The 25,987-nt window shown below is 37.5% G+C and carries 22 protein-coding genes; 21 read left to right on the top strand and 1 reads right to left on the bottom strand.

Going from position 1 to position 25,987, the window contains the following annotated elements; translation table 11 throughout:
* Positions 1–2: 2 nt before the first annotated feature.
* The 20 genes from EQG61_RS10405 (at position 3) to EQG61_RS10310 (ending at position 23,368) form a co-directional block, all read left to right on the top strand.
* Positions 3–1,166 carry a polysaccharide pyruvyl transferase family protein gene (locus EQG61_RS10405; RefSeq protein WP_129461859.1) on the top strand — a complete coding sequence of 388 codons (1,164 nt, stop codon included), beginning with the start codon at positions 3–5 and terminating at the stop codon, positions 1,164–1,166.
* Positions 1,166–2,365: a glycosyltransferase gene (locus EQG61_RS10400; RefSeq protein ID WP_129461858.1), complete on the top strand. Its 1,200-nt coding sequence runs from the start codon at positions 1,166–1,168 to the stop codon at positions 2,363–2,365. Before EQG61_RS10405 ends, EQG61_RS10400 begins: the two co-directional genes overlap by 1 nt.
* Entirely contained in the window at positions 2,358–3,584 is a 1,227-nt protein-coding gene (locus tag EQG61_RS10395) for a glycosyltransferase (RefSeq protein ID WP_129461857.1), read from the top strand. The genes EQG61_RS10400 and EQG61_RS10395 overlap by 8 nt, the downstream gene beginning before the upstream one ends.
* A 7-nt stretch (positions 3,585–3,591) precedes the next feature.
* Positions 3,592–4,776 (top strand): glycoside hydrolase family 88 protein, encoded by a 1,185-nt coding sequence (locus tag EQG61_RS10390; protein ID WP_129461856.1) that lies wholly within the window; start codon positions 3,592–3,594, stop codon positions 4,774–4,776.
* A gap of 13 nt (positions 4,777–4,789) precedes the next feature.
* On the top strand, positions 4,790–6,256 hold the full coding sequence (locus tag EQG61_RS10385; RefSeq protein WP_129461855.1) for an MBOAT family O-acyltransferase: 1,467 nt from the start codon (positions 4,790–4,792) through the stop codon (positions 6,254–6,256).
* Positions 6,257–6,267: 11 nt separating this feature from the next.
* Positions 6,268–7,218: a hypothetical protein gene (locus EQG61_RS10380; protein ID WP_129461854.1), complete on the top strand. Its 951-nt coding sequence runs from the start codon at positions 6,268–6,270 to the stop codon at positions 7,216–7,218.
* On the top strand, positions 7,218–8,312 hold the full coding sequence (locus EQG61_RS10375; protein WP_129461853.1) for a glycosyltransferase family 4 protein: 1,095 nt from the start codon (positions 7,218–7,220) through the stop codon (positions 8,310–8,312). The genes EQG61_RS10380 and EQG61_RS10375 overlap by 1 nt, the downstream gene beginning before the upstream one ends.
* Complete coding sequence (locus EQG61_RS10370) at positions 8,309–9,532, top strand: glycosyltransferase (protein WP_129461852.1); 1,224 nt, start codon at positions 8,309–8,311, stop codon at positions 9,530–9,532. The genes EQG61_RS10375 and EQG61_RS10370 overlap by 4 nt, the downstream gene beginning before the upstream one ends.
* 7 nt (positions 9,533–9,539) lie before the next feature.
* Positions 9,540–10,613, top strand: coding sequence for an acyltransferase family protein (locus EQG61_RS10365; RefSeq protein WP_129461851.1), 1,074 nt, complete (start codon positions 9,540–9,542; stop codon positions 10,611–10,613).
* Positions 10,614–10,734: 121 nt separating this feature from the next.
* Positions 10,735–11,745 carry an EpsG family protein gene (locus tag EQG61_RS10360; protein WP_129461850.1) on the top strand — a complete coding sequence of 337 codons (1,011 nt, stop codon included), beginning with the start codon at positions 10,735–10,737 and terminating at the stop codon, positions 11,743–11,745.
* Between the two features lie 12 nt (positions 11,746–11,757).
* Positions 11,758–12,783: a glycosyltransferase family 2 protein gene (locus EQG61_RS10355; RefSeq protein WP_129461849.1), complete on the top strand. Its 1,026-nt coding sequence runs from the start codon at positions 11,758–11,760 to the stop codon at positions 12,781–12,783.
* Positions 12,783–13,661 (top strand): glycosyltransferase family 2 protein, encoded by an 879-nt coding sequence (locus EQG61_RS10350; protein ID WP_129461848.1) that lies wholly within the window; start codon positions 12,783–12,785, stop codon positions 13,659–13,661. Before EQG61_RS10355 ends, EQG61_RS10350 begins: the two co-directional genes overlap by 1 nt.
* A gap of 1 nt (position 13,662) precedes the next feature.
* Positions 13,663–14,646, top strand: a complete 984-nt coding sequence (locus EQG61_RS10345; RefSeq protein WP_129461847.1) for a glycosyltransferase family 2 protein — start codon at positions 13,663–13,665, stop codon at positions 14,644–14,646.
* A 6-nt stretch (positions 14,647–14,652) separates the two neighbouring features.
* Positions 14,653–15,804, top strand: a complete 1,152-nt coding sequence (locus EQG61_RS10340; protein WP_235829054.1) for a glycosyltransferase family 4 protein — start codon at positions 14,653–14,655, stop codon at positions 15,802–15,804.
* A complete protein-coding gene (locus EQG61_RS10335) occupies positions 15,797–16,399 on the top strand; it encodes a sugar transferase (RefSeq protein ID WP_129461846.1) in 603 nt (200 codons plus the stop codon). Before EQG61_RS10340 ends, EQG61_RS10335 begins: the two co-directional genes overlap by 8 nt.
* Positions 16,389–17,006: an acetyltransferase gene (locus EQG61_RS10330; protein ID WP_129461845.1), complete on the top strand. Its 618-nt coding sequence runs from the start codon at positions 16,389–16,391 to the stop codon at positions 17,004–17,006. Before EQG61_RS10335 ends, EQG61_RS10330 begins: the two co-directional genes overlap by 11 nt.
* On the top strand, positions 16,999–18,132 hold the full coding sequence (locus tag EQG61_RS10325; protein WP_129461844.1) for a DegT/DnrJ/EryC1/StrS family aminotransferase: 1,134 nt from the start codon (positions 16,999–17,001) through the stop codon (positions 18,130–18,132). Before EQG61_RS10330 ends, EQG61_RS10325 begins: the two co-directional genes overlap by 8 nt.
* Before the next feature lie 146 nt (positions 18,133–18,278).
* The gene (locus EQG61_RS10320) at positions 18,279–20,159 is read left to right on the top strand and encodes a polysaccharide biosynthesis protein (protein ID WP_317127778.1); all 1,881 of its coding nucleotides are present in this window, start codon (positions 18,279–18,281) and stop codon (positions 20,157–20,159) included.
* A 50-nt stretch (positions 20,160–20,209) separates the two neighbouring features.
* Positions 20,210–20,953, top strand: coding sequence for a polysaccharide biosynthesis/export family protein (locus tag EQG61_RS10315; RefSeq protein ID WP_129461843.1), 744 nt, complete (start codon positions 20,210–20,212; stop codon positions 20,951–20,953).
* A gap of 6 nt (positions 20,954–20,959) precedes the next feature.
* Positions 20,960–23,368, top strand: coding sequence for a GumC family protein (locus EQG61_RS10310; RefSeq protein WP_129461842.1), 2,409 nt, complete (start codon positions 20,960–20,962; stop codon positions 23,366–23,368).
* A gap of 1 nt (position 23,369) precedes the next feature.
* Here EQG61_RS10310 and EQG61_RS10305 read toward each other — a convergent pair whose 3' ends face one another.
* Positions 23,370–24,101 carry a tyrosine-protein phosphatase gene (locus EQG61_RS10305; protein ID WP_129461841.1) on the bottom strand — a complete coding sequence of 244 codons (732 nt, stop codon included), beginning with the start codon at positions 24,099–24,101 and terminating at the stop codon, positions 23,370–23,372.
* Positions 24,102–24,190: 89 nt separating this feature from the next.
* Here EQG61_RS10305 and EQG61_RS10300 point away from each other — a divergent pair, with 89 nt between their 5' ends.
* Positions 24,191–25,987: an ABC transporter ATP-binding protein gene (locus tag EQG61_RS10300; protein ID WP_129461840.1), complete on the top strand. Its 1,797-nt coding sequence runs from the start codon at positions 24,191–24,193 to the stop codon at positions 25,985–25,987.

The following is a 25,987-nucleotide window of genomic DNA, read 5'->3' as shown; positions in this document are numbered from 1 at the left end:
ACATGAAAATATTGCTATTTTTTCACGGAGGAAGTTTGAATCGCGGATGCGAAGCTATAGTGCGTTCAACAGTTGCCTTAATTAAAAAAAGTCATCCTGACGCAAGAGTTGAATTATCCTCTTTGAATCCCACTTCGGATAAAGTAATTCCACTTTTAGATGCCATTCATCAAGAGCGTTATTATACCATAAAAAAGTTTTCATGGCATGGTTTGATGAATTTAATTTCACTAAAATTATTCCGCAATGAAAATTACGCTTACCGCGTCGTGCACCGGGATGTTATTTCAAAAGCGCCGCACTATGATGTTGTATTGTCAATCGGCGGTGATAACTATTGTTATGGAGAACAACCCGGTATTTATGAAACGGATCGCTGTATAAAAGCGGCCAATAAAAAACTCATTTTGTGGGGAGCTTCAATTGGTCAAGAAGATTTATCGCCAGCAAAAATTGAAGACCTCAAACAATTCGATTTGTTGTTGGTTCGCGAATCACTCACTTTTGAAACCTTGCAAAAAAATGGTATTCCCAATGTGAAACTTTGTGCAGACAGCGCTTTTACTATGGACAAGGAAGAATTACCCTTGCCTGAAGGTTGGCTTGAAGGAAATACCATCGGTTTCAATACGAGTCCGTTGGTGATTCGTAAAAATCCAGCATCCAAACAAGCCGCTTTGGATTTGGTTCAGCATATTTTGGATACCACAACTATGACCGTTGCTTTAACTCCGCATGTGATCGAGCCTGGGAATGATGACTACGAATGTTTATCCGAGTTTTATGAAATTTTCAAATCCACTGGACGGGTTTTGTTGTTACCCAATGATTTGAATGCCATTCAATACAAAGGATATATCGCCCGAATGCGTTTCTTTATTGGTGCACGAACCCATGCGACAATTGCGGCCTATTCTACTCAAGTCCCAACGATGGTGCTCGGTTACAGTGTGAAGTCCAAAGGAATTGCCAAAGACATTTTTGGTGAAGAGCGTTTGGTATTGAATCTGGAAGAGATTTCGGATCGCGATAAATTGGTGGCTAAGTTTGAAGAAATGAAACGCGACGAACAGGATTTGAAATCCCTTTTAGCTGTAAGAATTCCAGAAATTAAAAAAATGTCGCAAAAAGCAGTCGAATATTTATTTGAACTTTTAGGGAAATAATGAAAAAAAATCTAGTATTCATCATTCCGTCTTTGGAGGCTGGTGGCGCTGAAAAGAGCCTCGTCAACCTGTTGAATACAATAGATTATCAAAAGTATTCAGTGGATTTGGTACTGTTTAAATCAGGTGGTGTTTTTGCAGCCTTAGTGCCGAAACAAGTTAATTTTGTTGCATTAAATCCTAACTTTCAGCAATTTAGTCGCGGACTTTTATCTTCTTGTCTTTATTTCGCTTTGCGGTTCCAATTTCGTTTAGTGTTTCATCGTATCGCTTTCTTTTTAACCAGTCGGATCGAGAAAAATGAAGCGGTTGCTGAACAAAAAAACTGGAAACATATGCGGGCATTCATCACAATGTTGCCCAAAAAATATGATGCTGCCATTGGGTTTTTAGAAAAAACGTCCAATTATTTTGCTGTGGATTGTGTTCAAGCAACGACTAAAATTGGATGGATTCATACCACGTATTCCAATTCAGGAATGGACGCGACATGGGATGTGCCTTATTTTGAACAGTTTAAGGCTGTGATTGGCGTTTCGCCTGAGTGTGTAGCAGATTTGCAAAACAATTTCCCCCATTTGAAAGCTCGTTTTCAATTGATTTACAATATTGTTTCTCCAAGTTTGATTGGGCAACTCGCTGCTCAAGAATGTGAAGATGATTCACTTTTTACTACTCCAACGACTTTTGTAACCATTGCGCGATTAAGTCCCGAAAAAGGTTTGGATCTCGCCATTGAAGCAGCAAAGCTACTTGTCGAAAAAGGACTGACTTTTAAATGGCTTATTTTAGGTGATGGTGTAGAACGCGAACGTTTAAAGGCGCAAATTGAAACCCATCAATTAGAAGATTATGTGTTTTTGTTAGGGGTTCGACAAAATCCCTATCCGTATGTTAAACGCGCCACAGTATATGTACAACCTTCTCGTTATGAAGGCAAATCTATGGCTATAGAAGAAGCTAAAATTCTACAGAAGCCCGTTGTGGTTACCGCTTTTTCCTCTGCATTAGATCAAATCGAACCCAATGTTACGGGTTTCATTGCGGACATGGAGGGTGAAAGTATTGCCCATTTACTCCTAAAAGTTAGTCAGGATGCCTCCCTTTGTGAACAGGTTCAAAATCAATTGAAAACGCTATCTTTAGGAACTGAGTCAGAAATTGACCATTTATACCAACTCATTGAAGCCCATGGATAAAAAACGACTTCTTTTTGTGATGAATAATTTGCACTGTGGTGGTGCAGAAAAAGCATTAGTGTCGTTGCTTCAAACCTTGGATTATGAACAGTTTGAGGTTGATTTGTTGCTGTTTCGAAAAGAAGGGTTGTTTTTAAAACAAGTTCCGAAAACAGTCAACCTTTTGGAAGCTCCTTCCGAATATAGTTATTTTGACATGTCTTTTTTAAAGGCAATATTAAAGGCATTTGTCTCTTTAAAATGGCCAATAATTTGGAATCGTATTGCTTTTACAAAGGTCTATAAAAGTGAAAGTCATCCCGGAATTCGCGAGCAAAAAACGTGGAAATACATCAGTGCTTCGTTGCCTAAATTAAAAGGGCACTATGATTTGGCAGTGGGATTTTTAGAAAATGCTCCCAACAATTATTGTATTGAAAAAGTCAGTGCCCACTATAAATTGGGCATGATTCATAGTGATTATGAAGCCTTGGGATTAGATCCCCAAAGGGATTTGCATTACTTTGAAAAGTTTACGTATGTAGCCACCATTTCAGAACAATGTGTTGCCGTTTTACAGCGTAACTTTACTTCAATTTCCAACAAGTTTATTTTGCTCAAAAATATTACAGCTGTTCAATTAATCCATCAGTTAGCCAAAGAACCCATAGCATTTACAAAAAGTGCTTTGGATTTAGTAACCATTGGACGCTTAGTTCCTTTAAAAGGCTTTGATTTGCTTTTGGATGCTGCAGCACAATTGAAAGATAGCGGCTTGGTATTTAAATGGTATATTATTGGGGATGGCCCGATGCGAGAGGAATTGCGGCAACAAATTTCACATTTACAATTGACAGAACAGGTCTTCCTTTTGGGTTTATTGGAAAATCCGTATCCGTATTTAGAACAATGTGATTTTTATGTGCATACTTCAAAATACGAAGGAAAATCGGTCGCCATTGATGAAGCTAAAATTTTAGGCAAACCCATTATTGTGACCAATTTTTCCACAGTAAAAGATCAAATTATTCACCAACAAACCGGTTGGATTGTTGAAATGGACGGAAAAGCGATTGCCAATGCTATTCAATTTTTTGTAGAAAATAAAGCGATTGCAACAACACTAAGGCAACAGTTGGCATTGGAAGAAATGACTACCGAGGATGAAGTTGAGAAAATAGTTCAAATTGCTCACAAAGGAACATTACTTACTTTGGAGCATAAACAAAATGAAAATTAATTAAGGTATGTGGTTGGGTTTATTTTTAGCATTGCTTGGTATTGTCTTACTCTTTGTGGGTGTAGATGCTTGGGTACACTTCAATATTTGGCAAAGTCGGATAAAAATAGGGAGGTATTCCAATGATCAACAATGGCAGCAAGCGATTCAAATCCGAGCGCAATCCTGGTTGAAAAATATGCCGGTAACGAAATTAACGGATAATTCGCGATTGTTACTTTGGGATATGCTTCGTGGAAACTACAAACGCAGTACGATTCAAATTTGGCAAAAAGCGGCTTTATACATTGGTTTAATCGATCTAGCTGAAGCTACCAAGAATAACGAATTGCGTGTTGAGGTTCGAAATTCCATACAGGGAATGTTTAATGCAGACGGAACATGGAAAATCAAACCCAAAGAAATGGATTGGGTAATGATGTCGCATGCCGTTATCCGTATCCATGGGAGAGAATTTCCCGAAAAATTTCAACCCGCATTTGAGGAAACCTATGCCTTGATTCAAACTTTAAAAGGAGCGGATGGTTTGATAGCCTATAAAAAGCACATGCCGAATTATCGGTATGTGGATACTTTAGGATTCATTTGTCCTTTTTTGACCCATTATGGATTGAAATTTAACAAACCAGAAGCCATTGAATTGGCTTACCAACAAATTGAAAGTTTCCATCAACACGGCATGATGGCTCAAGAGTTCTTGCCTTGTCATTCTTACCAAACGTCGACTCAATTACCCGTTGGGTTGTTCGGTTGGGGCAGAGGATTAGCTTGGTATGCCTACGGACTCATGGATATGTATTTGGCACTGCCTCAAAATCATCCTTACCATTCTAAACTGGAAGAGAAAATACAACGTTTTGTGGATTCAGTGCTTAAATTTCAAAATGCAGATGGGAGTTGGGGATGGCTCATTTTTGATGAAAGTTCCCGAAAAGATTCTTCTACGACAGCCGTTTTGGGGTGGGTACTTAGCGCTTTACCGCATGTTTTACAAAATCAAAAAACAAACGAAGCTTTACAAAAAGTAAAACAATATTTACAATCCGTAACGCTTCGCAACGGCGCTATTGATTTTTCACAAGGGGATACCAAAGCGATTGGGATACATGCTCAAACCTTTGAATTGCTCCCGTTTACCCAAGGGTTTACCCTGCGAATGCAGGCCCACATGAAGTATCAAACAAAAGAATAACCAATAAAGAGCTATGTTATTTAATTCTTTAAGTTTTGCGGTCTTTTTACCCATTGTTTTTGTCCTGTATTGGTTTGTTTTTCACAAACAATTAAAAGGTCAAAATATACTGCTGTTGGTAGTGAGTTACTTCTTCTATGCCTGCTGGGATTACCGCTTTTTGTTTTTATTAATGTTCTCAACTTTTCTCGATTACAGTACGGGATTAGCCATGTTTGATGCAAAGACTAAATCGTGGAAGCGTTTTTGGTTTTGGTTGAGTATCGGTGTGAATCTTGGGTTTTTGGGATTTTTTAAATATTATAATTTTTTCATTTCCTCATTTGCAGATGCCATTGGTTTGTGGGGAATCCATGTCGATTATTGGACGTTGAATATCATTTTACCTGTCGGGATTTCTTTTTATACCTTCCACGGATTGTCCTATGTAATTGATATTTATTACGACCGAATCCAACCGGAACGCAATTTTATCGATTATTCGGTATTCGTAAGTTTCTTCCCTTTGTTAGTAGCAGGACCCATCGAACGGGCAACGCATTTGTTACCCCAAATACAACGCGTACGGGTTTTTGATTATGGCAATGCGGTGCTCGGACTCCGACAGATACTCTGGGGATTGTTCAAAAAAATGGTCATCGCAGATAATTGTGCTACTCTAGCCAATCTCATGTTTAACGATGCTGCCCATCAAGAGGGATTAAAATTAGTCATGGGAGCGGTGTTTTTCTCGTTGCAGATTTACGGCGATTTTTCAGGATATTCGGATATTGCTCTCGGTGTTGCCCGATTATTTGGATTTGATTTGTTGCGCAATTTTGCATTTCCTTATTTTTCGAGAGATATCGCCGAATTTTGGCGCAGATGGCATATTTCATTATCCACTTGGTTTCGCGATTATTTGTACATCCCATTAGGGGGAAGTAAAGGCGGTATGGCTAAAAAAGTTAGAAATACCTTTATCATTTTTTTAGTCAGCGGTTTTTGGCATGGCGCCAATTGGACGTTCATCATTTGGGGACTGCTTAATGCACTTTACATTATGCCTTCCATTGTATTTGAAACCAATAGATCTAATCTGAATACCGTAGCACAAGGGAAACTTTTCCCGACTATTCGGGAGTTTTTTGCGGTTTTAATTACGTATTGTTTGACCGTTTTTGCATGGATTTTTTTCAGAGCAGAATCGGTTACTGCGGCATGGATTTATGTGAAAAATATGGTCAAAGGTTTGTTGTCAAAAGCAGCTTATGTTCAAGCTCTTGATTTTACATTATCCACTGTAGGTTGGGCTTTACCATTACTTATTTTGTTTTTTATAAGTATTGAATGGTTGGGTAGAGAACAACAATTTGCCCTTCAACGATTGGGTGAACGCTGGAAACAACCGGTGCGATGGGTGTTTTATGCCACTCTAATTTTCTTAATCGGAATGTTTATGAAGACGGAAGAAACACCATTTATCTATTTTCAATTTTAATTTAGGTCACTATGAGATTATTTTTAATAAAAATAGGTTGGTTTTCGGTGCTATGTAGTGGAGTGTATTTGATGTTGTTGTTTGCAGTAGGAACTTTTGCACCTCAATCCTTTAAACCCAATTTAAAATATACAAAAGGAACCTATGGATATACCAATACCCGCTTGCAAGACATAAAAAAACAATCGAATTTAGATGTGTTGGTCGTAGGTTCGTCCCATGCTTACCGCGGATTTGATCCCCGAATATTCAAGGCGAATGGTTACCAAATGTTCAATCTCGGTTCGAGTGCTCAAACGCCAACCCAGACTTTACTCTTGTTAAAACGGTATTTGAAAAATAAAAAAGTGGGCACATTACTTTATGAAGTGTATCCCACAACATTTTCAATTGATGGCGTTGAATCTTCACTTGACATTATTGCCAATGATCAAAATGATATGCTTTCCTTTGCAATGGCTTGTCAAATGAAACATGCTAAAGTAGCCAATACGTTAGTATATGCCTACATGGATCAACTCTTGCATCCCGTGGCTATCACAGAACCAAAGCATAAAAAAGAAGACACTTATGTTGAGGGTGGATATGTACAACGCATTCAAGGAACTTATACGGCAAACTATTTGCCAAAAAGTACTCTAAAAATTGATCCCAAGCAATGGGCGGCTTTTCAGGAAATCATTCAATTGGTGAAACAAAAGGAAATACGTTTGCTTCTTGTTTTCGCACCAGTCACAAAAGCGCTTTATCAGTCGTATACCAATTTGCCCTACTTTGAAAATAAAATCAAAGCGCAAGGGGAATACTATAACTTTAATGGACGAGTAGCGTTGGAAGATCATTTGCATTTTTATGATTCCAATCACTTGAACCAAGCGGGTGTCACGTTGTTTAATGCAAAAGTAATGCAGCAATTATTTCCCCCACGAACAATTGCTCAACCGGAAAAAAATAAAAAATAATGAAACTGTTATACATCACCAATGGCATAAATGGAGCGGGAGGTCTTGAGCGTATTTTGGCTTTAAAGACCAATTACTTCATTGAAAATTTTGGTCATGAAGTGCATATTTTAGTTTTAAATGAAGGTCATTTGGATCCGTTTTATGATTTTAATGCTGCTGTTCAGTTTCATTCCATTACCGTTTCGGGTAATCCAGTGACCTATTTTTTACATTACAAAAAACAGATTCAGCAACTTGTGGGACAAATTGATCCCCAGGTGATTTTGGTTTGTGATGATGGGTTAAAAGGATTTGCGATTCCACAATTTATTTCCAAAACTATTCCAATTATTTACGAACGCCATGTTTCCAAAGAAATCGAATTTCATGCGAATATGTCGTTTTTGCAACGCACATTGGTCAAAATTAAACACCAAGTCATGAACCGATTGGGTGCCTCTTTTGATCGCTTTGTGGTATTGACCGCTGGGAATTTGGAAGAATGGGATTTAAAAAATACCGTTGTGATTCCGAATTGTCTCACTTTTTATCCCGAAAATACTGCTGATTTATCTGCAAAACGTTGTATCGCTGTAGGCAAACACGGCTATCAAAAAGGATTTGATCGCCTTTTGGAATCGTGGAAAACAGTGCAAGCACAATACCCTGATTGGGAACTCCATATTTATGGAAAATACGAAGAAGACCAATCGTTAATCCGTTTGGCACAACAATTAAAAGTAAGTGATTCCGTCTTTTTTCATCAACCCACAAAGTCAATACAAGAAGAATATTTAAAATCGTCCATCTTTTTGTTTTCTTCGCGTTTTGAAGGATTTGGGATGGTGTTGACCGAAGCTATGGCTTGTGGTGTGCCTTGTATTTCCTACGATTGCCATTACGGCCCTTCCGATATTATTCAGCACGGTCAAGATGGGTTGTTGATCCCCAATGGCGATATCCAAACTTTTGCCACAGCGATTTGTTCGTTAATTCAAGACGAAAGCATGCGGAAGCAAATGGGAGCATTGGCGAGAGAAAATGTAAAACGGTATCAACCGGAAATCGTTATGACACAATGGAACGAACTATTTAATACGGTTAATCGATGAAAAATATTCTCTTGTTTATGCCCTACGGAAGTGTAGGCGGGATGGAGCGTTTGGCCGCGTATCAGTATGAGGCGTACCGTAAAATGGGATACCGTGTTATCGCCGTTAAAATTATTGGATTACCTTCCGATATTATTCATTTTGGTTCCGATGAAATTGTGTTATCAACTAAAGATTTTTACGAATATTCTACGGTTGCTCGCTTTTGGTTCTATTTGCGTATTCCCTTTATGCTTCGTAAGTTGATCAAAAAACATAAAATCGACTACACCCTTTCCTATGGCGATATGGCCAATGTGTTTAGTGCCGTTTCGTTTACTGATGAATATAAAATTGCAGGCATCCACGCTTTAAAGAGTGTCGAGTTTACCGCCCCTTCATTTTTAAATAAAGTATTTAAACATTCATTCAAATCCATTTACCGTCGGTTCCAAAAAGTAGTTTGTATCAGCGAAGCCATTAAAAAAGATTTATTGGAAAATTGCGAATACCGTTTTCCAGAAAATTTGCAAGTCATATACAATCCCCACGATATCCCCAAAATTCAAACGTTAATGCAAGAGGAGTTGCAAATTCAGGACGAACACGTTCTATTTCAACACCGAACGATTGTCTTTGTGGGTCGGATGTCGGTTCAAAAAGCTCCTTGGCATTTGATTAAAGCGTTTGCATTATTACGTCAAAACGAAGCCTTTTCCGATGTGAAATTGGTTTTTATAGGAGACGGAAATGAAGCTGTTGTAGCCAAGTGTGAAGCGTTGATTCAAAAATATGCATGCCAAGATGCAGTTGTATTTTTGGGTCGAAAAAGTAATCCGTTTCAATACGTGCATCGAGCGACAGTACTGGCTTTATCATCCTATTATGAAGGAACTCCCAACGTTATAGTGGAAGCCATTGCTACGCAAACCCCGATTGTTTCGTCTAATTGTACTGAAGGAATTATTGAATTGATGGCGTTAAAACCCCCACAAGTTGCCTCTAATTGGGTGGCAACTGAGTCCGGACTCATCACTCCCAATTTCTTTAAAGGGACATTGGATATCCCGCAAGAGGACGCATTTACAACAGAAGAATCCGATTTTGCTTTAGCATTAGCAGAAGTGTTACAACATCATTTGGATTACCGGGAACAACTGAAATCGTATCAAGTGGAATTGTTGTCCAAATTTGATTTGGAAACGGTGGCTTTAGCTTATATTAACGAAGATTGGCAATAAATAAACTATGGGGAAGAAACTAGAAAAATTAGAGGCTATACGCGGTTTTGCAGCTTTGTATGTGGTGTTTCATCACCTTTTTGCGTCGGGTTTAGTGATTGGCGGAATCAATTTTTCCTTTTTGTTTCGCTTCGGACAAGAAGCGGTAATTCTTTTCTTTATTTTATCGGGTTTTGTCATTTCGTATTCTTTTGAAAAGGCCAAAGACAAACGATTCAGCTTGTTTTTTACCAAACGATACATCCGAATTTATTTCCCTCTACTTATTGTTTTTATCCTGCATTATTTGATGTTGTCCTACCAAAAAGGGCAATGGGTATTTGTTCAATGGAAACATTTATTTGGGAATTTAGCCATGCTTCAGGATAATTATCACACCAAACCCAATGTGATTACCGGGCCCTTTTTAGACAATGATCCTTTATGGTCGTTGTCCTACGAGTGGTGGTTTTATATGATTTATTTTGTGCTATACCACTTTCAACCCAAAATTCGCAATACCATCGTTTATGGTTTAGGAATAGTGGGAGCGCTTATCTATATCTATTACCCCAATTTTCTCAATCGTGAATTGATGTATTTGACGATTTGGTGGATGGGTGTCGAAATGTCAATGTTGTATCTAAAAGGGCAACCCCTTTCATTTCAAACCCTAAAATCTTTGTTTTTAGTCTTAACTTGTATTGCGGTTATTCTTACTTTTCCTGTTGTGAATCAATGGGCAACATTAAAAGTAAATTTGGGAGTCGTATTGGGGAAACATCCCATTTTAGAGTGGCGGCATTTTGTTTTTACAATTGGGATTACGGGAGTAGCATTACTTTGGAAAAAGTTGAAATGGGTCGGCTTCCAGTATACTTTTGCTCCGTTTCAGGCCATTGCCTCAATCTCTTTTGTATTGTACATTTCCCATTATTTTTTAATTACACAGGCCCATTATTTAGATTCCTTTGGGTGGCCTTATGGATTACAACTCCTTATTTATTTTGGGGTTTGTTTGGGATTTTCATTCGTTTTAGAGCGAAAAATTTATCCTGCATTTTACAAATTTGTCATGAAAAAATGCTATCCACCCAAGTAAAAAAGGTATTTTTACACCAAATTGCAAACGATTGGGAACACTCATACCAATACAAAATTATGTCTCGGTTTACTACAATGTACTGTTAGTTTTAACGGTGTTTTTTGCAATTTATGCAAGTATGTCAACCCTTGAAACCAAATCTTCATTGCGTCCTGGGAGTGCATTTGGATTTGTATTTTTGGTCTATGTTTTACTTTTTATGGGGTTGCGCCCAATTTCCTACCGATTTGGAGACATGTTAATTTACAACATCCAATTTCAAAATTTGAAAAATGGTTTTGGAATGACATTTAAAAAGGACGTTGTATTTGAGTATTTCATGTATTTCATGTCAAGAATAGGGGATGTTTACCTGTTTTTCTTTACCTGTTGTGTGTTGTACGTCTTGCCGTTATATGCCTTTTCTAAGAAAATATTTCAGGAATATTGGGCTTTTGCCTTTGTGATGTTAATGATCTCTTTTTCGTTTTGGTCCTATGGAACAAACGGTATACGCAACGGTATTGCTACCAGTATATTTTTATACGGTTGTTCAAGATCCAATCGCTTTCTGGCGATTTTCATTGTGATTCTTTCTATGTATATTCATAAATCATTAATCATACCCGTAGCGGCTTATTTTATTGTAATGATGTACAACAATCCCAAAGCGTATTTTTACTTTTGGTTGGCTTGTATTCCTTTGTCCTTATTGTTGGGCGGATTTTTCACCAATTTGTTTTTAAGTTTGGGTATCGTAGAACAAGATAGGGTTACCGTTTATTTGGATGATTTTAACCAAGCTTCAGAAGGGGTGAAATTAAAAGTAGGTTTCCGTTGGGACTTCCTTTTATACAGTGCTGTGGGCGTATTTGTTGGATGGTATTTTGTATTCAAGAAAAAATTTGAAGATAAATTTTACCACCGTATTTTAAGTATGTATTTGATTGCCAATGCCTTTTGGGTGATTGTAATTAAAGCGAATTATTCCAATCGTTTTGCTTATTTATCGTGGTTCATGTTGGGGATCGTAATCATTTATCCTTTTTTAAAGGTGAAATATTTTACCAATCAAAACCGAATAATTGCCGCAGTATGTATTGCTTATTTTACATTTACCTATTTGTTGGAAATCGTACTTATAAGTTGAAATAATTGATACATGGAAGCCATCACCGTAATCGTCGCTTGTTACAATGTTGAAGCCTTTTTAGAAGAGTGTCTTCAGAGTATCGTCAATCAAAGTTTTACTAATTTTAAAGTTTTGGCGATCAATGATGGTGCAACTGACGCTACTCCAAAAATCATCGATCAATTCGCCGCTAAAGATGCCCGATTTCAGGCCATTCACCAATCCAATAAAGGACTTTCAGAAACCCGAAATGTAGGAATTGCCGAAGTAGGCACGCCATGGGTAACTTTTATCGACGGTGATGATTATTTAGCCCCCGATTATTTACAACAATTGCTACTTAATGCCAACCACCACGATGTCGTGCTCTGTAGTTATAACCGGGTGTATAAAACAACACAGTTACCCCGCAAGTTTGGGATGTCGGGATCATGGGAAGCGTCTCAACTACAACGCCGCATTATTGGTTTAATCAACGAAGAACTTAGGGATCCGAGTCAGGCAGACAGCATGGTTACCGCTTGGGGGAAATTGTACCGTACCGAAATTATAACGGAACATCAATTGCAATTTACCAGTACCAAATTGATTGGAACTGAAGATGCCTTATTTAATATTCAATATTTAGAACAGGCAAAATCCGTATTTATTTTGGACGAGCCCTTGTACCAATACCGTAAGTACAATTTGCATTCGCTGACCAATACGTACAAAGCCCACTTAAAAATGCAGTGGAGTACGTTGTATGAAAAAATACGACCCTACACCCAAAATAAAGACCAAATTTTTGAAACGGCTTTTTATAATCGTGTAGCTCTTAGTCTAATTGGGTTGGGGTTAAACGAACAACTCAATCCCAACGGATTCACAGCGCGCTATGCTGCAATAAAAGCATTACTCAATGAGCCGCTTTACCGAAAAGCCTACGCTGATTTGAAGTACTCCTTTTTGCCCTTGCATTGGAAAGTATTTTTTATTTTGGCCAAATGGCGCTGCGTAATAGGCGTACTCTTGATGTTGACCGCAATTCAAAACATCCTTAAAAAGAATCAATAATGAAAACATTGACCCTTTTTACTCCAACGTATAATCGTGCCTATTGTCTGAAAGATATTTATGACAGTTTGTTGCGTCAAACGTCAACCGATTTTCATTGGCTGATAGTCGATGACGGTTCGACCGATACTACCCAAGAATTGGTTGAGGAATGGATGGATGAGAATCGGATTTCCATGGATTATATTTATAAAGAAAATGGAGGATTGCATACCGCTTACAATTCGGCTATTGCGCTTTTGGAAACGGAATTAGCCGTCTGTATTGATTCCGATGATTACCCACCCGATAATGCCGTGGAACTCATCATTGATTTTTGGAAATCAGAAGGAAGTGATGAATATGCAGGAATTATAGGTTTGGATTTTTACAAAGGGGGAGGTGCCATTGGCGGAGATTTGCCTCCTGTGAAAAGTGTACATATCATCGAACTTACCGATAAATACGGTTATGTGGGAGATACTAAAATGGTGCATCGCACGGAGTTGTTAAAGGCGATACCACCCATGCCAACATTTAATGGGGAGAAAAATTTTAATCCCATTTATTTGTATTTGCAAATAGATATACACTATCCGTTACTCGTGTTAAATGAAAATTTGTGCTTTGTTGAATATGCCGATACAGGCATGTCAAGGAATATTTTTCATCAATATGTCAATAGTCCGAATAGCTTTGCAGCCATGCGGAAACTCAATATGACCTTGCCCAAAGCATCGTATGGGTTTGTGTTTAAAAATGCGATACATTATGTCAGCAGTTGTTTGTTTGCCAAAAATTGGAAAGCAATTGCTGCCTCACCGCGGAAATTAACCACCTTTTTCGCTATACCGTTCGGAATACTGTTGTATTTTTATATCCAATTCAAAACACGCTAAAGTGCCTTTTTTTTCCATAATCATTCCGGTTTATAATGTTGAGGATTATCTTCCAAAGTGTGTGGAGTCGATTCAAAAACAGTCGTTTACCAATTTTGAAATAATCTTGGTTGATGATGGCTCACCCGATGCTTCACCCCAACTTTGTGATACGTTGGCTCAAAATGATGTGCGAATTGTAGCGATTCATAAAACTAATGGCGGTGCTTCCGATGCCCGTAATGTGGGGGTTCAACAGGCCAAAGGCGACTATATTCTTTTTGTCGATAGTGATGATTATTGGGAAGGAACTACCGGTTTGGCCGCAGTACATGATAAAATTCTTCAAACACAAGCCGATGTGGTGGTATATGGAACCCATGATTTTTATGAGTCCACACAAACCAAAGTGATGACCCGCGGGAATTATCCCCAATGGTCAGCTACACAAACGAAAGCGGAACGGTTAGATTCGCTTGTGGCAACACATAATTTTCCGGGAGCTGCATGGATTATGGCAACACGAAGAAGTCTACTGGTAGATAATGCCATCAATTTTAAAATAGGAATTAAAGCAGAAGATATCGATTGGATTATCCATGTTTTAGTGCATGCGAAATCCGTTGAAACCGTGAATGAAGCGTTTTATATTTACAGAAAAAATAGACCCGGTTCGGTAACAACTACTGCAGATTATAAAAATGTAGAAGGGATTTTGTACGCCATTGAAACGTGGCAAGCAAATTTGGAATCGTCAAAACACCCTGAAAAGCAAGCGTTATTGCAGTATCTCGCTACCCAATATTTTACAGCATTTGTGTCATTTGCTCCTTTGGAAGCTTCAAAAAAAGCACTTTTACTTCCGCGAATTCAAAATGCTCGTTCCATTTTAAATTATGACCCAACTGTTAGAGCTAAAGTTGCCAAAGTATTGCTCTCCATTGTTGGAGTGCGCGGTTTCGCTTTTATTGTATATCAAATGTATCATTGGAAAAAATCAAAATAGTAGAAGGTGAAAATCATACGAACAGCAACCGTAGCTTTGTCTTTGGACCTTTTACTGAAAGGTCAGTTGTCTTTTTTGGCAAAAAAACATGAAGTCATTGCTATTGCTGGGGAAGACGACCATTTAAAGACAGTTGCTTCACGCGAGCAGGTTCGTGTCATTCCAGTGACCATGCAACGGGCGATCCGACCCTTTCACGATTTTGTTTCTTTGATTAAATTGTTTTTTGTTTTACGAAAAGAAAAACCAACGTTGGTGCATTCTATTACACCAAAAGCAGGTTTATTAACCATGACGGCTGCTTGGTTGGCCGGTGTTCCTATTCGTATTCATACGTTTACCGGACTCATTTTTCCCTACCGTAGCGGATTCATGTTCACGTTGTTGAAGATGATGGATGCGTTTATTTGTCGATTTGCAACACACATTATCGCAGAAGGAAATGGGGTGAAAGAGTTGTTGGTGCAGCATTCCGTTACAACTAAACCAATTACAATTCTAGCGCACGGTAATGTAAACGGTATCGATGTTGACTTTTTTAGTAGTTCAGCGATTAAAGAGGATAAAGCTAGCTTACGCGAAAAATTTGGAATAGCGCCACCTGCAACGGTATTTGTTTTTGTGGGCCGTTTGGTAAAGGATAAAGGGATTGTTGAATTGGTGGAAGCATTTGAGGAACTTTATGCCAATAACAAAACGGTACAATTGGTATTGGTGGGGCCTTTAGAATCTGACTTGGATCCGTTGCCCACTGCGCTATTAGATAAAATCCAAAACCATCCCAATATTCATCAGATGGGTTACCAATCGGATGTGCGACCTTTTTTAAAAATAGCGGATTGTTTAGTGTTGCCGAGCTATCGCGAAGGATTTCCTAATGTAGTATTGCAAGCAGGTGCCATGGAATTACCCTGCATTGTTACGGATATTCCAGGTTGTAATGAAGTGATTATACCGGATGAAAATGGATGGATAGTGCCTTCAAAAAATGGAAAAGCCTTATCTTTGGCCATGGCAAAATTTTGTGAAGTACACGAAATGCAACCAGCTATGGCTCAAAAGGCTCGAAAAGAGATTGTATCAAAATTCACCCATGAATTGGTTTGGAATGCAACAGCAGCCTTTTACGAACAATGTGAAAAAGAAATAAATGTATAAATCAGTAGTCAAACCTGTACTTGATTTTTGTTGTGCAATATTTGGTTTATTGCTTGCCTCACCTATATTGCTTTTGGTCACTTTGTTTTTGACCATTGCCAACCAAGGCAAACCCTTTTTTAAGCAACGTAGACCGGGTAAAAACGGGAAAATTTTTACCATCATTAAGTTTAAAACAATGAATGATAAAAAGGATGCGCAAGGGAATTTATTACCTGATGCCGATCGTCTAACACGCATTGGGGCTTTTGTCCGTAAAACGTCTTTAGACGAAATCCCACAATTAATCAATGTTCTCAAGGGTGATATGAGTTTAATAGGTCCAAGACCATTATTGACCCATTATATGCATTTGTATAATGATTTTCAAAATCGGAGACATGAAGTCAAACCCGGTATCACCGGTTGGGCGCAAGTCAACGGACGAAATGCCATTTCATGGGATAAAAAATTTGAATATGATGTGTGGTACGTTGACCATATTTCATTTCTTTTAGATTTAAAAATACTTTTCAAAACACTATTAAAAGTGGTGAAAAGTGAAGGGATTAACGCTGCCGATTCCAGCACAATAGAACCGTTCAATGGAAACTAAAGTTATACTTTTTGGCGCAAGCGGGCACGGAAGAGTGGTACTCGATATTTTAAAAACGAATGGAATTTCGGTTGCCGTAATTTGTGATGATCATCCCAAAGTGGATGAGATTGCTGGCGTACCTGTTCGACCTACTCCAGAAGTTGAATTCGCAAACAGCCAATTAATTTTGTCGATTGGAAATAATAGAGTACGTGCTGTTTTAGCCCAAAAATACCAACTTCCATTTCAGCAAGCGGTGCATCCCAAAGCAGTACTTGCTCATTCGGTTCAAATTGGAGAAGGTTCTGTAATTATGGCGGGTGCGGTATTAAATCCGGATGTGATAGTTGGAAAGCACAGTATTATCAATACAGGAGCATTAATTGACCATGAATCACAAATTGGAGATTTTGTGCATATCTCTCCAGGGGTAGCATTAGCTGGAAATGTAACGGTTGGTGAAGGTACACATGTGGGCATAGGCGCTTGTGTGATTCAAGGGGTTAAAATTGGAAAATGGTGTACAATAGGCGCCGGCGCTGTAATCATTAAAGATATCCCCGATTATGCAGTGGTCGTTGGGAATCCAGGAAAAATAATAAAATACAATCAACCTCATGAATAAATCTAAAATTTGGTTGTCTTCCCCACATATGGGCGGCAATGAACAAAACTATGTACAAGAAGCATTTGATACCAATTGGGTTGCGCCTTTGGGTCCAAATGTGACCGGATTTGAATCGGATTTAGAGCAGTATTTAGGAGGTGAAAAATATGTTGCGGCCTTGAGTTCGGGGACAGCTGCTTTGCACTTGGCTTTAATTCAATTAGGGGTAGGGCCAGGCGATGAGGTAATTTGCCAATCTATGACTTTTTCAGCTTCTGCCAATCCGATAGTTTATCAAGGTGCGACGCCAATTTTTGTGGATTCTGAACCTGATACATGGAATATTTGCCCGAATGCACTCGAAGAAGCAGTTAAAGACCGAATTGCCAAAGGTAAAAAACCGAAAGCGATTATTGCAGTTCATTTGTACGGTATGCCGTTTCAAGTCGATGCAGTTATGGCCATTGCTAATAAATATGAAATTCCGCTTATTGAGGACAGTGCAGAAGCATTGGGAAGTCATTATAAAGGCCAAAAATGTGGAACAATTGGAGCCTTTGGTGTTTTGTCATTCAATGGGAATAAAATAATAACCACTTCTGGCGGTGGAGCCTTGGTTACGGGTAATCAGGCAACAAAAGAGAAAATCGTTTTTCTAGCTACTCAAGCACGTGATGCAGCACCCCATTACCAACACAGTGAAATTGGATACAATTATCGGTTAAGTAATATTTGTGCAGGTATCGGTCGTGGACAAATGGAAGTTTTGGATAAACACATTCAACTGCGCCGAGAAATGCATGCATTTTATAATGAATTGTTTAAAGAAATTGATGGAATAACTTTGTTTACGGAACCCAATTCTGATTATTTTTCCAACCATTGGTTGTCAGCAATTACTGTAAATTCAGAGGTGCGAAACGGAATCACAAGTGAACAATTACGACTGCGTTTTGAAGCAGAGAATATTGAAAGTCGGCCCCTATGGAAACCCATGCATTTACAGCCCGTTTTTGAGGGTTTGCCTTATTATGGTGGAAATGTAGCAGAAAATTTATTTTTAAACGGATTGTGTTTACCCTCAGGGTCTAATCTATCTGATAGTGACAGAGAACGTATTGCCGCTGTAATAAATTCGATTTAAGTTTTTTTTAAGAAATAAAAATACCTAAATTTACCTCAAGTAATTCTACTGAATTGAAGGGACAGGATAGACATAATTTTATTTCCGTTTTATTAAGCGCATTTAGCGATATCAATACGGGATTCAGCTTTCGAAATTTGGGTTATTTGCCCCGTTGGCTCATCTTGTTGTTTGATGTTTGTATCGTTTTAATTTCAGGAATCTTTACTTATTTTCTGTTCAAAGGTTTGCGATTATCGTATGTGCCTGACGAACATTTGTGGTTTGCCTCATTGTTTTACGTGACGATCAATGTGTTTTTCTTTTGGTTATACCGCACCTACTCCGGAATCATTCGTCATTCCTCTCTCATAGATGCATTAAAATTATTTTTCTCCCAGTTTTCCACTTTTGTGGCTATATTGGTTTTTAACTTTATTGTTATTGTTTTTACCAAGTCAAAAGTATATTTGACTACAGGAGCGTTTATCAATGCGGTACTCTCGTTTAGTTTTTTGTTTTTCTTCCGATTGGTTGTGAAACAAGTCTTTGATAAACTTTTTAGTTCCAATTCTGATGAAAACAAAACAACCGCAATCATTTATGGGACAGATGCCAACGCAACAGCTGTAGCTAATGCACTGATGTCTGAAAATCCTGGACGCTTTAAAGTACTTGGATTTATAGACAAGGATAATCAAAATTTCACCAAACGAATTTTGAATTTACCCATATTCCAAATCAAAAAGAGTATTCCTGTTTTATTGCGTTCGAAATCCGCTACAGCATTAATCATTGCTGACCGATCGTTGACCAAAGAAGAACGGTCCATTATCGTAGATGAGTGCATTGAATACGGGTTTAAGGTGTATACATTGCCCGTTGTTTCAGATTGGGACGACCAAAAAGAAATTTCGAAAAAAATCAAAAATTTTGAAATTCATGATTTGTTAGAACGCAAACCCATTTCCTTAGATACCCGTTTGATTTCTGAAAATTTACATGGCAAAACCATCTTGGTAACAGGTGCTGCAGGATCGATTGGTAGCGAGATTGTTCGCCAAGTCATTCACTTTAAGCCCCAACGTATTCTTTTATTGGATCAAGCAGAAACACCTTTGCATGCTTTGTCCTTAGAAATTGCACAATATAACGATGTTGAAATTGTGGATGTTATCGGTGATGTTCGCGATTTTCAGTACATGGAGTACTTATTTAAAATTTATAAACCTAATGTGGTTTACCATGCGGCAGCTTATAAACATGTTCCTTTAATGGAAATTAATCCGTCGCAAGCGGTTTTTACGAATGTCTTGGGAACAAAAAATGTAGCCGATTTGTCCAATAAATATCATGTGGAGCGATTTGTCATGATTTCTACTGATAAGGCAGTTAATCCAAGTAGCGTGATGGGCGCTAGTAAGCGAATCGCCGAAATGTATGTGCAGTCCAAACATTTTAAACATAAACGATTAAAATCGGAGCGATTTACACGATTTATCACTACGCGTTTTGGCAATGTTTTAGGTTCCAATGGGTCGGTAGTGCCTTTGTTTACCAAACAAATTCAAGAAGGAGGTCCGATTACCATTACCCATCCTGAAATCATCCGTTATTTCATGACAATACCCGAAGCTTGTCAGTTGGTGTTGGAAGCCGGATCAATGGGGCAAGGAGGCGAAATTTTTATTTTTGACATGGGGAAACCGGTCAAGATTATTGACTTAGCACGTAAAATGATTCGATTAGCAGGTTATGTTCCCGAAAAAGATATTGCTATAAAAATTGTCGGATTGCGCCCGGGTGAAAAACTATATGAGGAATTACTGAATGATTCCGCCAAGAATCTTCCTACGTATCATGAGAAAATCATGATTGCGATGGAAACGAGTGCCGACTTTGAAGAAATCTCTTTGAAAGTAGCTAGCTTAATTGATGCGGCTAAAAATGGAGAAGTAAACCAAACGGTTGCATTAATGAAGGATTTGGTTCCTGATTTTAAAAGCATGAATTCCATCTATGAAAAGTTAGATAGTACAGTGAGTTAAACCTTTTATAAAGCATTAATTAGTATATTTGCACCTCACAATTTAATTTCATGAAAAAATTATCATTTCTTCTTTTGCTTAGTGTCGTTCTGACTCAAGTGTCCTGTATTTCATCAAAAAAATATTATTATTTGCAAGGGGAATATGATATGAAAAACTCCTCAGCAAATTATGAGCCGATCATTCAAAAAGATGATCGTATTTCAATTATGGTAACTTCAGTGCAAAAAGAAATGGCTGAACCTTTTAATATGTCCAATTTTAATAATTCAAATACAAATAATATTAATATTGGCTATCTTGTTGATAGTAATGGAAATATTGATTTTCCGGTTTTGGGTAAAATATCGGTCGCAGGTTACACTGTTGAACAATTGAAATTGATGTTGAAAGACAAATTGTCCAATTATTTAAACGATGCTGTAATCAATGTTCGGATTTTAAATTTTAAAGTAACGGTTTTGGGTGCAGTTAGCAATCCAGGCGTTAAAAATTTTGAAACCAATCGTGTTACACTATTAGATGCTTTAGGCGAAGCGGGTGATTTGACTGTGTTTGGAAAAAGAGAAAACATATTAATTATTAGGGATTATCAAGGTGTAAAATCCTTTCATAGAGTAGATATTTCAGATGCAAATTTTGTAAATTCTCCCTTTTATTACTTAGATCAAAATGACATGATTTATGTACAAGAGCGCAAAGCGAAAGTGGATGCCACATCCTTCCCAAGTTTGCCTTTAATTGTATCAATTTTGTCCTTGGTCACTACAGTTCTTATTTTAATAAATCGATAAAAGCAAATGCAAAACCAACTTTCAAACCAAGAAACAACTTCCGTTAAATCCGAAGAATTTAATTTGAAAGATACCCTCTTTCGCTATTTATTTTTCTGGAAATGGTTTGTAGTTTCGGTATTAATTTGTTTAACTATTGCATTTATATTTTTACGCTACAAAGAGATTCATTACGGAGTAAACTCTACTATACTCATTAAAGATGAGAAAAAAGGGGGTACGAGTGAGTTCTCTGCATTTAGTGATTTGAATATTTTTTCCGCAAAAAATAACATCGAAAATGAGATTGTTATTTTAAAATCGCGTGGAATTTCGCAAAGCGTTGTTAAAAAATTAGATCTGGATATTAGCTATTTCAGTCAGGGAAGAGTTGTCACTAAAGAACTGTATAATGAGTCTCCCATAAAAATTGTCTTCACTCGAAAGAATGATAATTATTACACAAAACCGTTGTCACTCCTTGTACGCGTATTGAATAAAGAGGAGTTCGAAATTAGTACTGCCGATCGCAACAATGTAAAAAAATACCGTTTTGGTCAAAAAATAGCTTGCCCCATTGGTGAATATCTGTTACAATTAGAATATCCGATGCCTTCTGGGGTAACCAACGATATTTTAATTGTAAAAAATAATTTGGAGTCGGTTTCCAATGCTTTGATGGCGAATTTAGTAGTTGTTGGGCAAGAAAAAACCAATATTATTTACTTATCGGTCAATGATTTGATTCAACAGCGTGGTATTGATTATCTCAACGCAGTCATTGATCAATATAATGAAGATGCAGTTCGTGACCGTAATCAAGTGGCGGAGTTTACCAAAGAGTTCATTAATAAACGATTAGAAATTATCACCAAAGAATTAGGAGGTGTTGAAAGCAACGCTGAGCAATTTAAAAAACAACGCGGACTTACGTATTTAGAAGCCGATGCGGAAGTGAGTTTAAGTTCGAAACTCGAGTACAATAAATCCGTTTTGGATATTGAAACCGAACTTAAAGTCAGTGATTATTTATTGCAAGAAGTCAAAAAATTAAAGAAAGGTGGATTAATTCCGACCAACGTTATTACAGCTTCTCCCACGTTAGTGGCCAATATCAATCGTTTTAATGAGGTTGAATTGTTGCGTAAAGGAATGCTTACTTCTGCAACAGAAAACAATCCAAAGGTTCGTGTTTTGGATAAAGAATTGGATGAACTGAAAACGAATATTATTAGTAGTATCATCAGTCATCAAAAAGATTTGAATATCAAGAAAAATGATTTGGCGGGGCAACGGAATTTATACCAAGGAAAAGTATATGATTTCCCAACCAATGATCGTTTTTACAATGAAATTGCACGTCAACAAAAAATTAAAGAAACATTGTATCTCTATTTGTTGCAAAAGCGTGAAGAAACCGAAATTTCATTAGCTGTAACTTCACCCAAGGCCAAAATTATTGACAGGGCTTTTGCAACAGGACCTATCTCTATCAAAGCTTCATTAGTTTATGTTATTGGTTTCATTCTTGGATTGTTAATTCCAATTTTAATTTTATTTATCCGATTTGTTTTAGATACCAAAGTAAAAACCCGCATGGATGTTGAACGTAATGTTTCCATTCCATTCTTGGGAGATTTGCCTAAAGCACTAAACAATGAAGAGATTATCAGTTCCAATAGCCGTTCTAGTTCTGCCGAAGCGATACGAATTATCCGAACGAATTTGGAATTTATGCTTTCGGAAGTTGCCGAAAAATCATGTAAGACAATATTTGTAACTTCTTCTGTACCTAAAGAGGGGAAAACATTTATTGCTATAAATTTAGCGACAACAATTGCTTTATCCGGTAAAAAAGTATTGGTAGTGGGTATGGATATTCGAAATCCTAAGTTGGACGTGTATGTAAATCTTCCCAGCAAAGGAATCACCAATTACTTATCAAAGTCGGGAGAAAACATCAAAGATTATTTAGCTAAAATTAATGGTTATGACAACTTTTTTGCATTGCCATCCGGTGTGATTCCACCCAATCCGGTTGAGTTATTGATGCATAAAAAGGTAGAAGATATGTTTGCCGAATTAAAGCAGGAATTTGATTATATCATTGTAGATACAGCTCCCGTGAGTGTAGTAACTGATACCTTCTTGATTTCAAAATATGCCGATGCATTTATCTATGTGATTCGTGCCAACTACCTTGATAAACGTATGCTGCGTTTTGCAGAATCGATATACAAAGAAGGAAAACTTCCCAATATGTCGGTCGTGTTAAATGATACAGAAGTACAACGCACGTATGGTTACGGCTACGGTTATGGATATGGTTACGGTTACGGATATGGCTACGGCTACGGATATGGCTATGGTGTTGAAGAGAAAAAAATAACCTTTACCGATAAGGTTTTACAATTTTTCAAAGGCGGAAAAAAATAAGTTATTTTTTTAAAAGCATATTATTAGAAAGCAGGGGTTGTAACAACTCCTGTTTTTTTATGCGAATCGGATTCGAAAAGGCATCCAAATGGCGATCATGATGAATGTCCGTTCCTGAGAAATCGTACAGGCCTGCACTTAATAGCAATTCAGCGGTTTTTGCAACAGGAAAACCATAATATCCCGTAACGGAGAGTAAGTTAAGTTGAAATAAACACCCCGCTTTTTTTAGTTTTTTATAATCCTCCATGCGTCCGTGATAGAAATTATAGCGTTCAGGATGCGCTAAAATAGGGCGATAGCCCTCAACTTGTAATTCAAATAGAAAATCAAAGAGTTGGAGTGGCGGATGATGATACGACATTTCAATTAATAAGAAATCATCTTTTATAGTTAACAAAGGTCCTTGCTGTAAATGATTTCTAAATTGGTCGTCCAGCATATATTCTGCACCCAAATGAATGTTTTTCCCTTCAAAATAGGATTCTTTTTTTAAGGAATTAAACGTGTCTGTTAATCCGGTTTTTGTATTTTCCCAAACTTGGGACATGATATGGGGCGTCATTACACAAGATGTAATGCCCAATTGCTCCATTTTTTCAAACAAATTTTTCGTAGTCGCGCTATCTGCAGCACCATCGTCCACACCCGGTAATAAATGATTGTGAATATCATGGTATCCGTTTTCAAACAAGGACGACAATTGAAGTTTATTTTTCTTAAAAAAAAACATAGCTGAAATTTGATGTAAATGTAATTAAATTACAATTCGAATAAGACTATCAAAATATGTTTCCTAAATTTGACGCGTAATAAACTAGAATGGGAAACAAACTCAAAGCATTACTAAAATCGCAATTTAAGTATCTGCATTTCTTTTATCAAATTTTAAAGATACGGATGTTGTTGATTCTTATGATTAGCATTTGCTATAGTCTTGTGGACGCACTGAGTTTATCCGTATTTATTCCACTTTTTCAAATTGCATCGGGTGAAGAAACGGGAAATGTAGGGCAAAAATCGTCCTATTTTATTCAGTTTTTTGATTGGATTGGGGTGCAACCTACCGTAAACGCGGTATTGATCATCATGATTATCTTCTTTAGTTTAAAAGCGGTTTTCCGTTACATAGATATCTTTTATCGTGTTTTGGCGACCTCTTATTTTGTGAAAAGAATTCGCTATAAATTATTAGAAGCCATCTCTCAAGTTGAATATGCGAAGTTTGTAACGGTCAATTACGGTACGATTCAAAATAGTGTTACAGGCGAAATATTAAATATTAATAACGCCTTCGCCCAATACATCTCTCTAATTCAAAGTTTAACTTTTGTATTTGTCTATCTATTTTTATCCTTCCTGACCAATCCAAAATTTAGTTTAATTGTGATTATTGGGGGCTGGTTATCCCGATTGGTTTTTAAATCCTTATACAAAAGTTCGGAAGCTTTGTCTTTAAAAATTACCCATCAAAACAACGAACTCTCCGGATTGGTACTTCAAAAAACGGCCAATTATAAATACTTAAAATCAACAGCCTTACTTTCCCGTTATTTGACAAAAATCAATGATAAAGTACTGGCTATCGAAAAACAAGTCGTTGTATTAGGAAGGACATCGGCAAAAGTGATGGCTTTTCGCGAACCGATAATTATCCTTTTTCTTGCATTGGCGATTTTTATACAAATGAATGTACTCAATGGAAAATTCAATGCCATTATTATCATTCTCCTTTTCTTTTACCGCGCCTTTGGTAGTTTGATGAGTGTACAGCAAAGTTGGACGGCCTTTCTAAAATACGTCGGTTCTGTCAATCATTATGAAACGTTTTTGAACGAATTAAAATCCAATTCAGAAAAGTCGGGCAAAGAAGTTTTCCAATCGTTAGAAAAGGAAATCTCTTTTGAAAAGGTCTCTTTCACGTATTCTTCGGGTAAACCAATATTGGATGCAATTGACTTAAAAATCCCCAAAAACAATTCAGTAGCTATAGTTGGTAAAAGTGGTTCGGGAAAAACAACCTTAGTCAATTTGGCTTGTGGTTTGTTGAAGCCCACTTCAGGGACAGTTGCTGTGGATGGCCAATCTTTGAGCGAAATGCAACTGGCTTCTTTCCGGAAAAAAATCGGATTTATTGCGCAAGAAACCGTTGTGTTTAACGACACCCTTTTCAATAATGTGACTTTTTGGGATGAGAAAAATGAGGCCAATCTGCACCGTTTTTTCGAAGCGATTAAAAAAGTGGATTTGGAAGAATTCCTTCAAAAAAGTGATGGCGGCGAAGATACGTTATTGGGCGATAGCGGCGTGGTTATGTCGGGTGGACAACGTCAACGCTTATCCATCGCCCGTGAATTGTATAAAAACATTGAAATTTTAATTTTGGATGAAGCCACTTCTGCCTTGGATTCCCAAACGGAAAAATTCATTCAAGAAAGTATAGAAAATTTAAAGGGACAACTCACCATCATCATTATTGCGCATCGTTTATCGACCATTAAACATGCGGATACGATTGTACTTTTGAAAGATGGTAAAGTGGATGCGACAGGAAATTATCAAGAGCTTATTCAAAATTCGCCTTCTTTTGCGCAAATGGTAGCCCTTCAGGAATTGTAA

The organism is Flavobacterium stagni (assembly GCF_004122105.1).
Classification (GTDB): Bacteria; Bacteroidota; Bacteroidia; order Flavobacteriales; family Flavobacteriaceae; genus Flavobacterium; species Flavobacterium stagni.
Note: the sequence above shows the minus strand (reverse complement) of the source record. Positions and strands in the feature narration are given on the sequence as shown.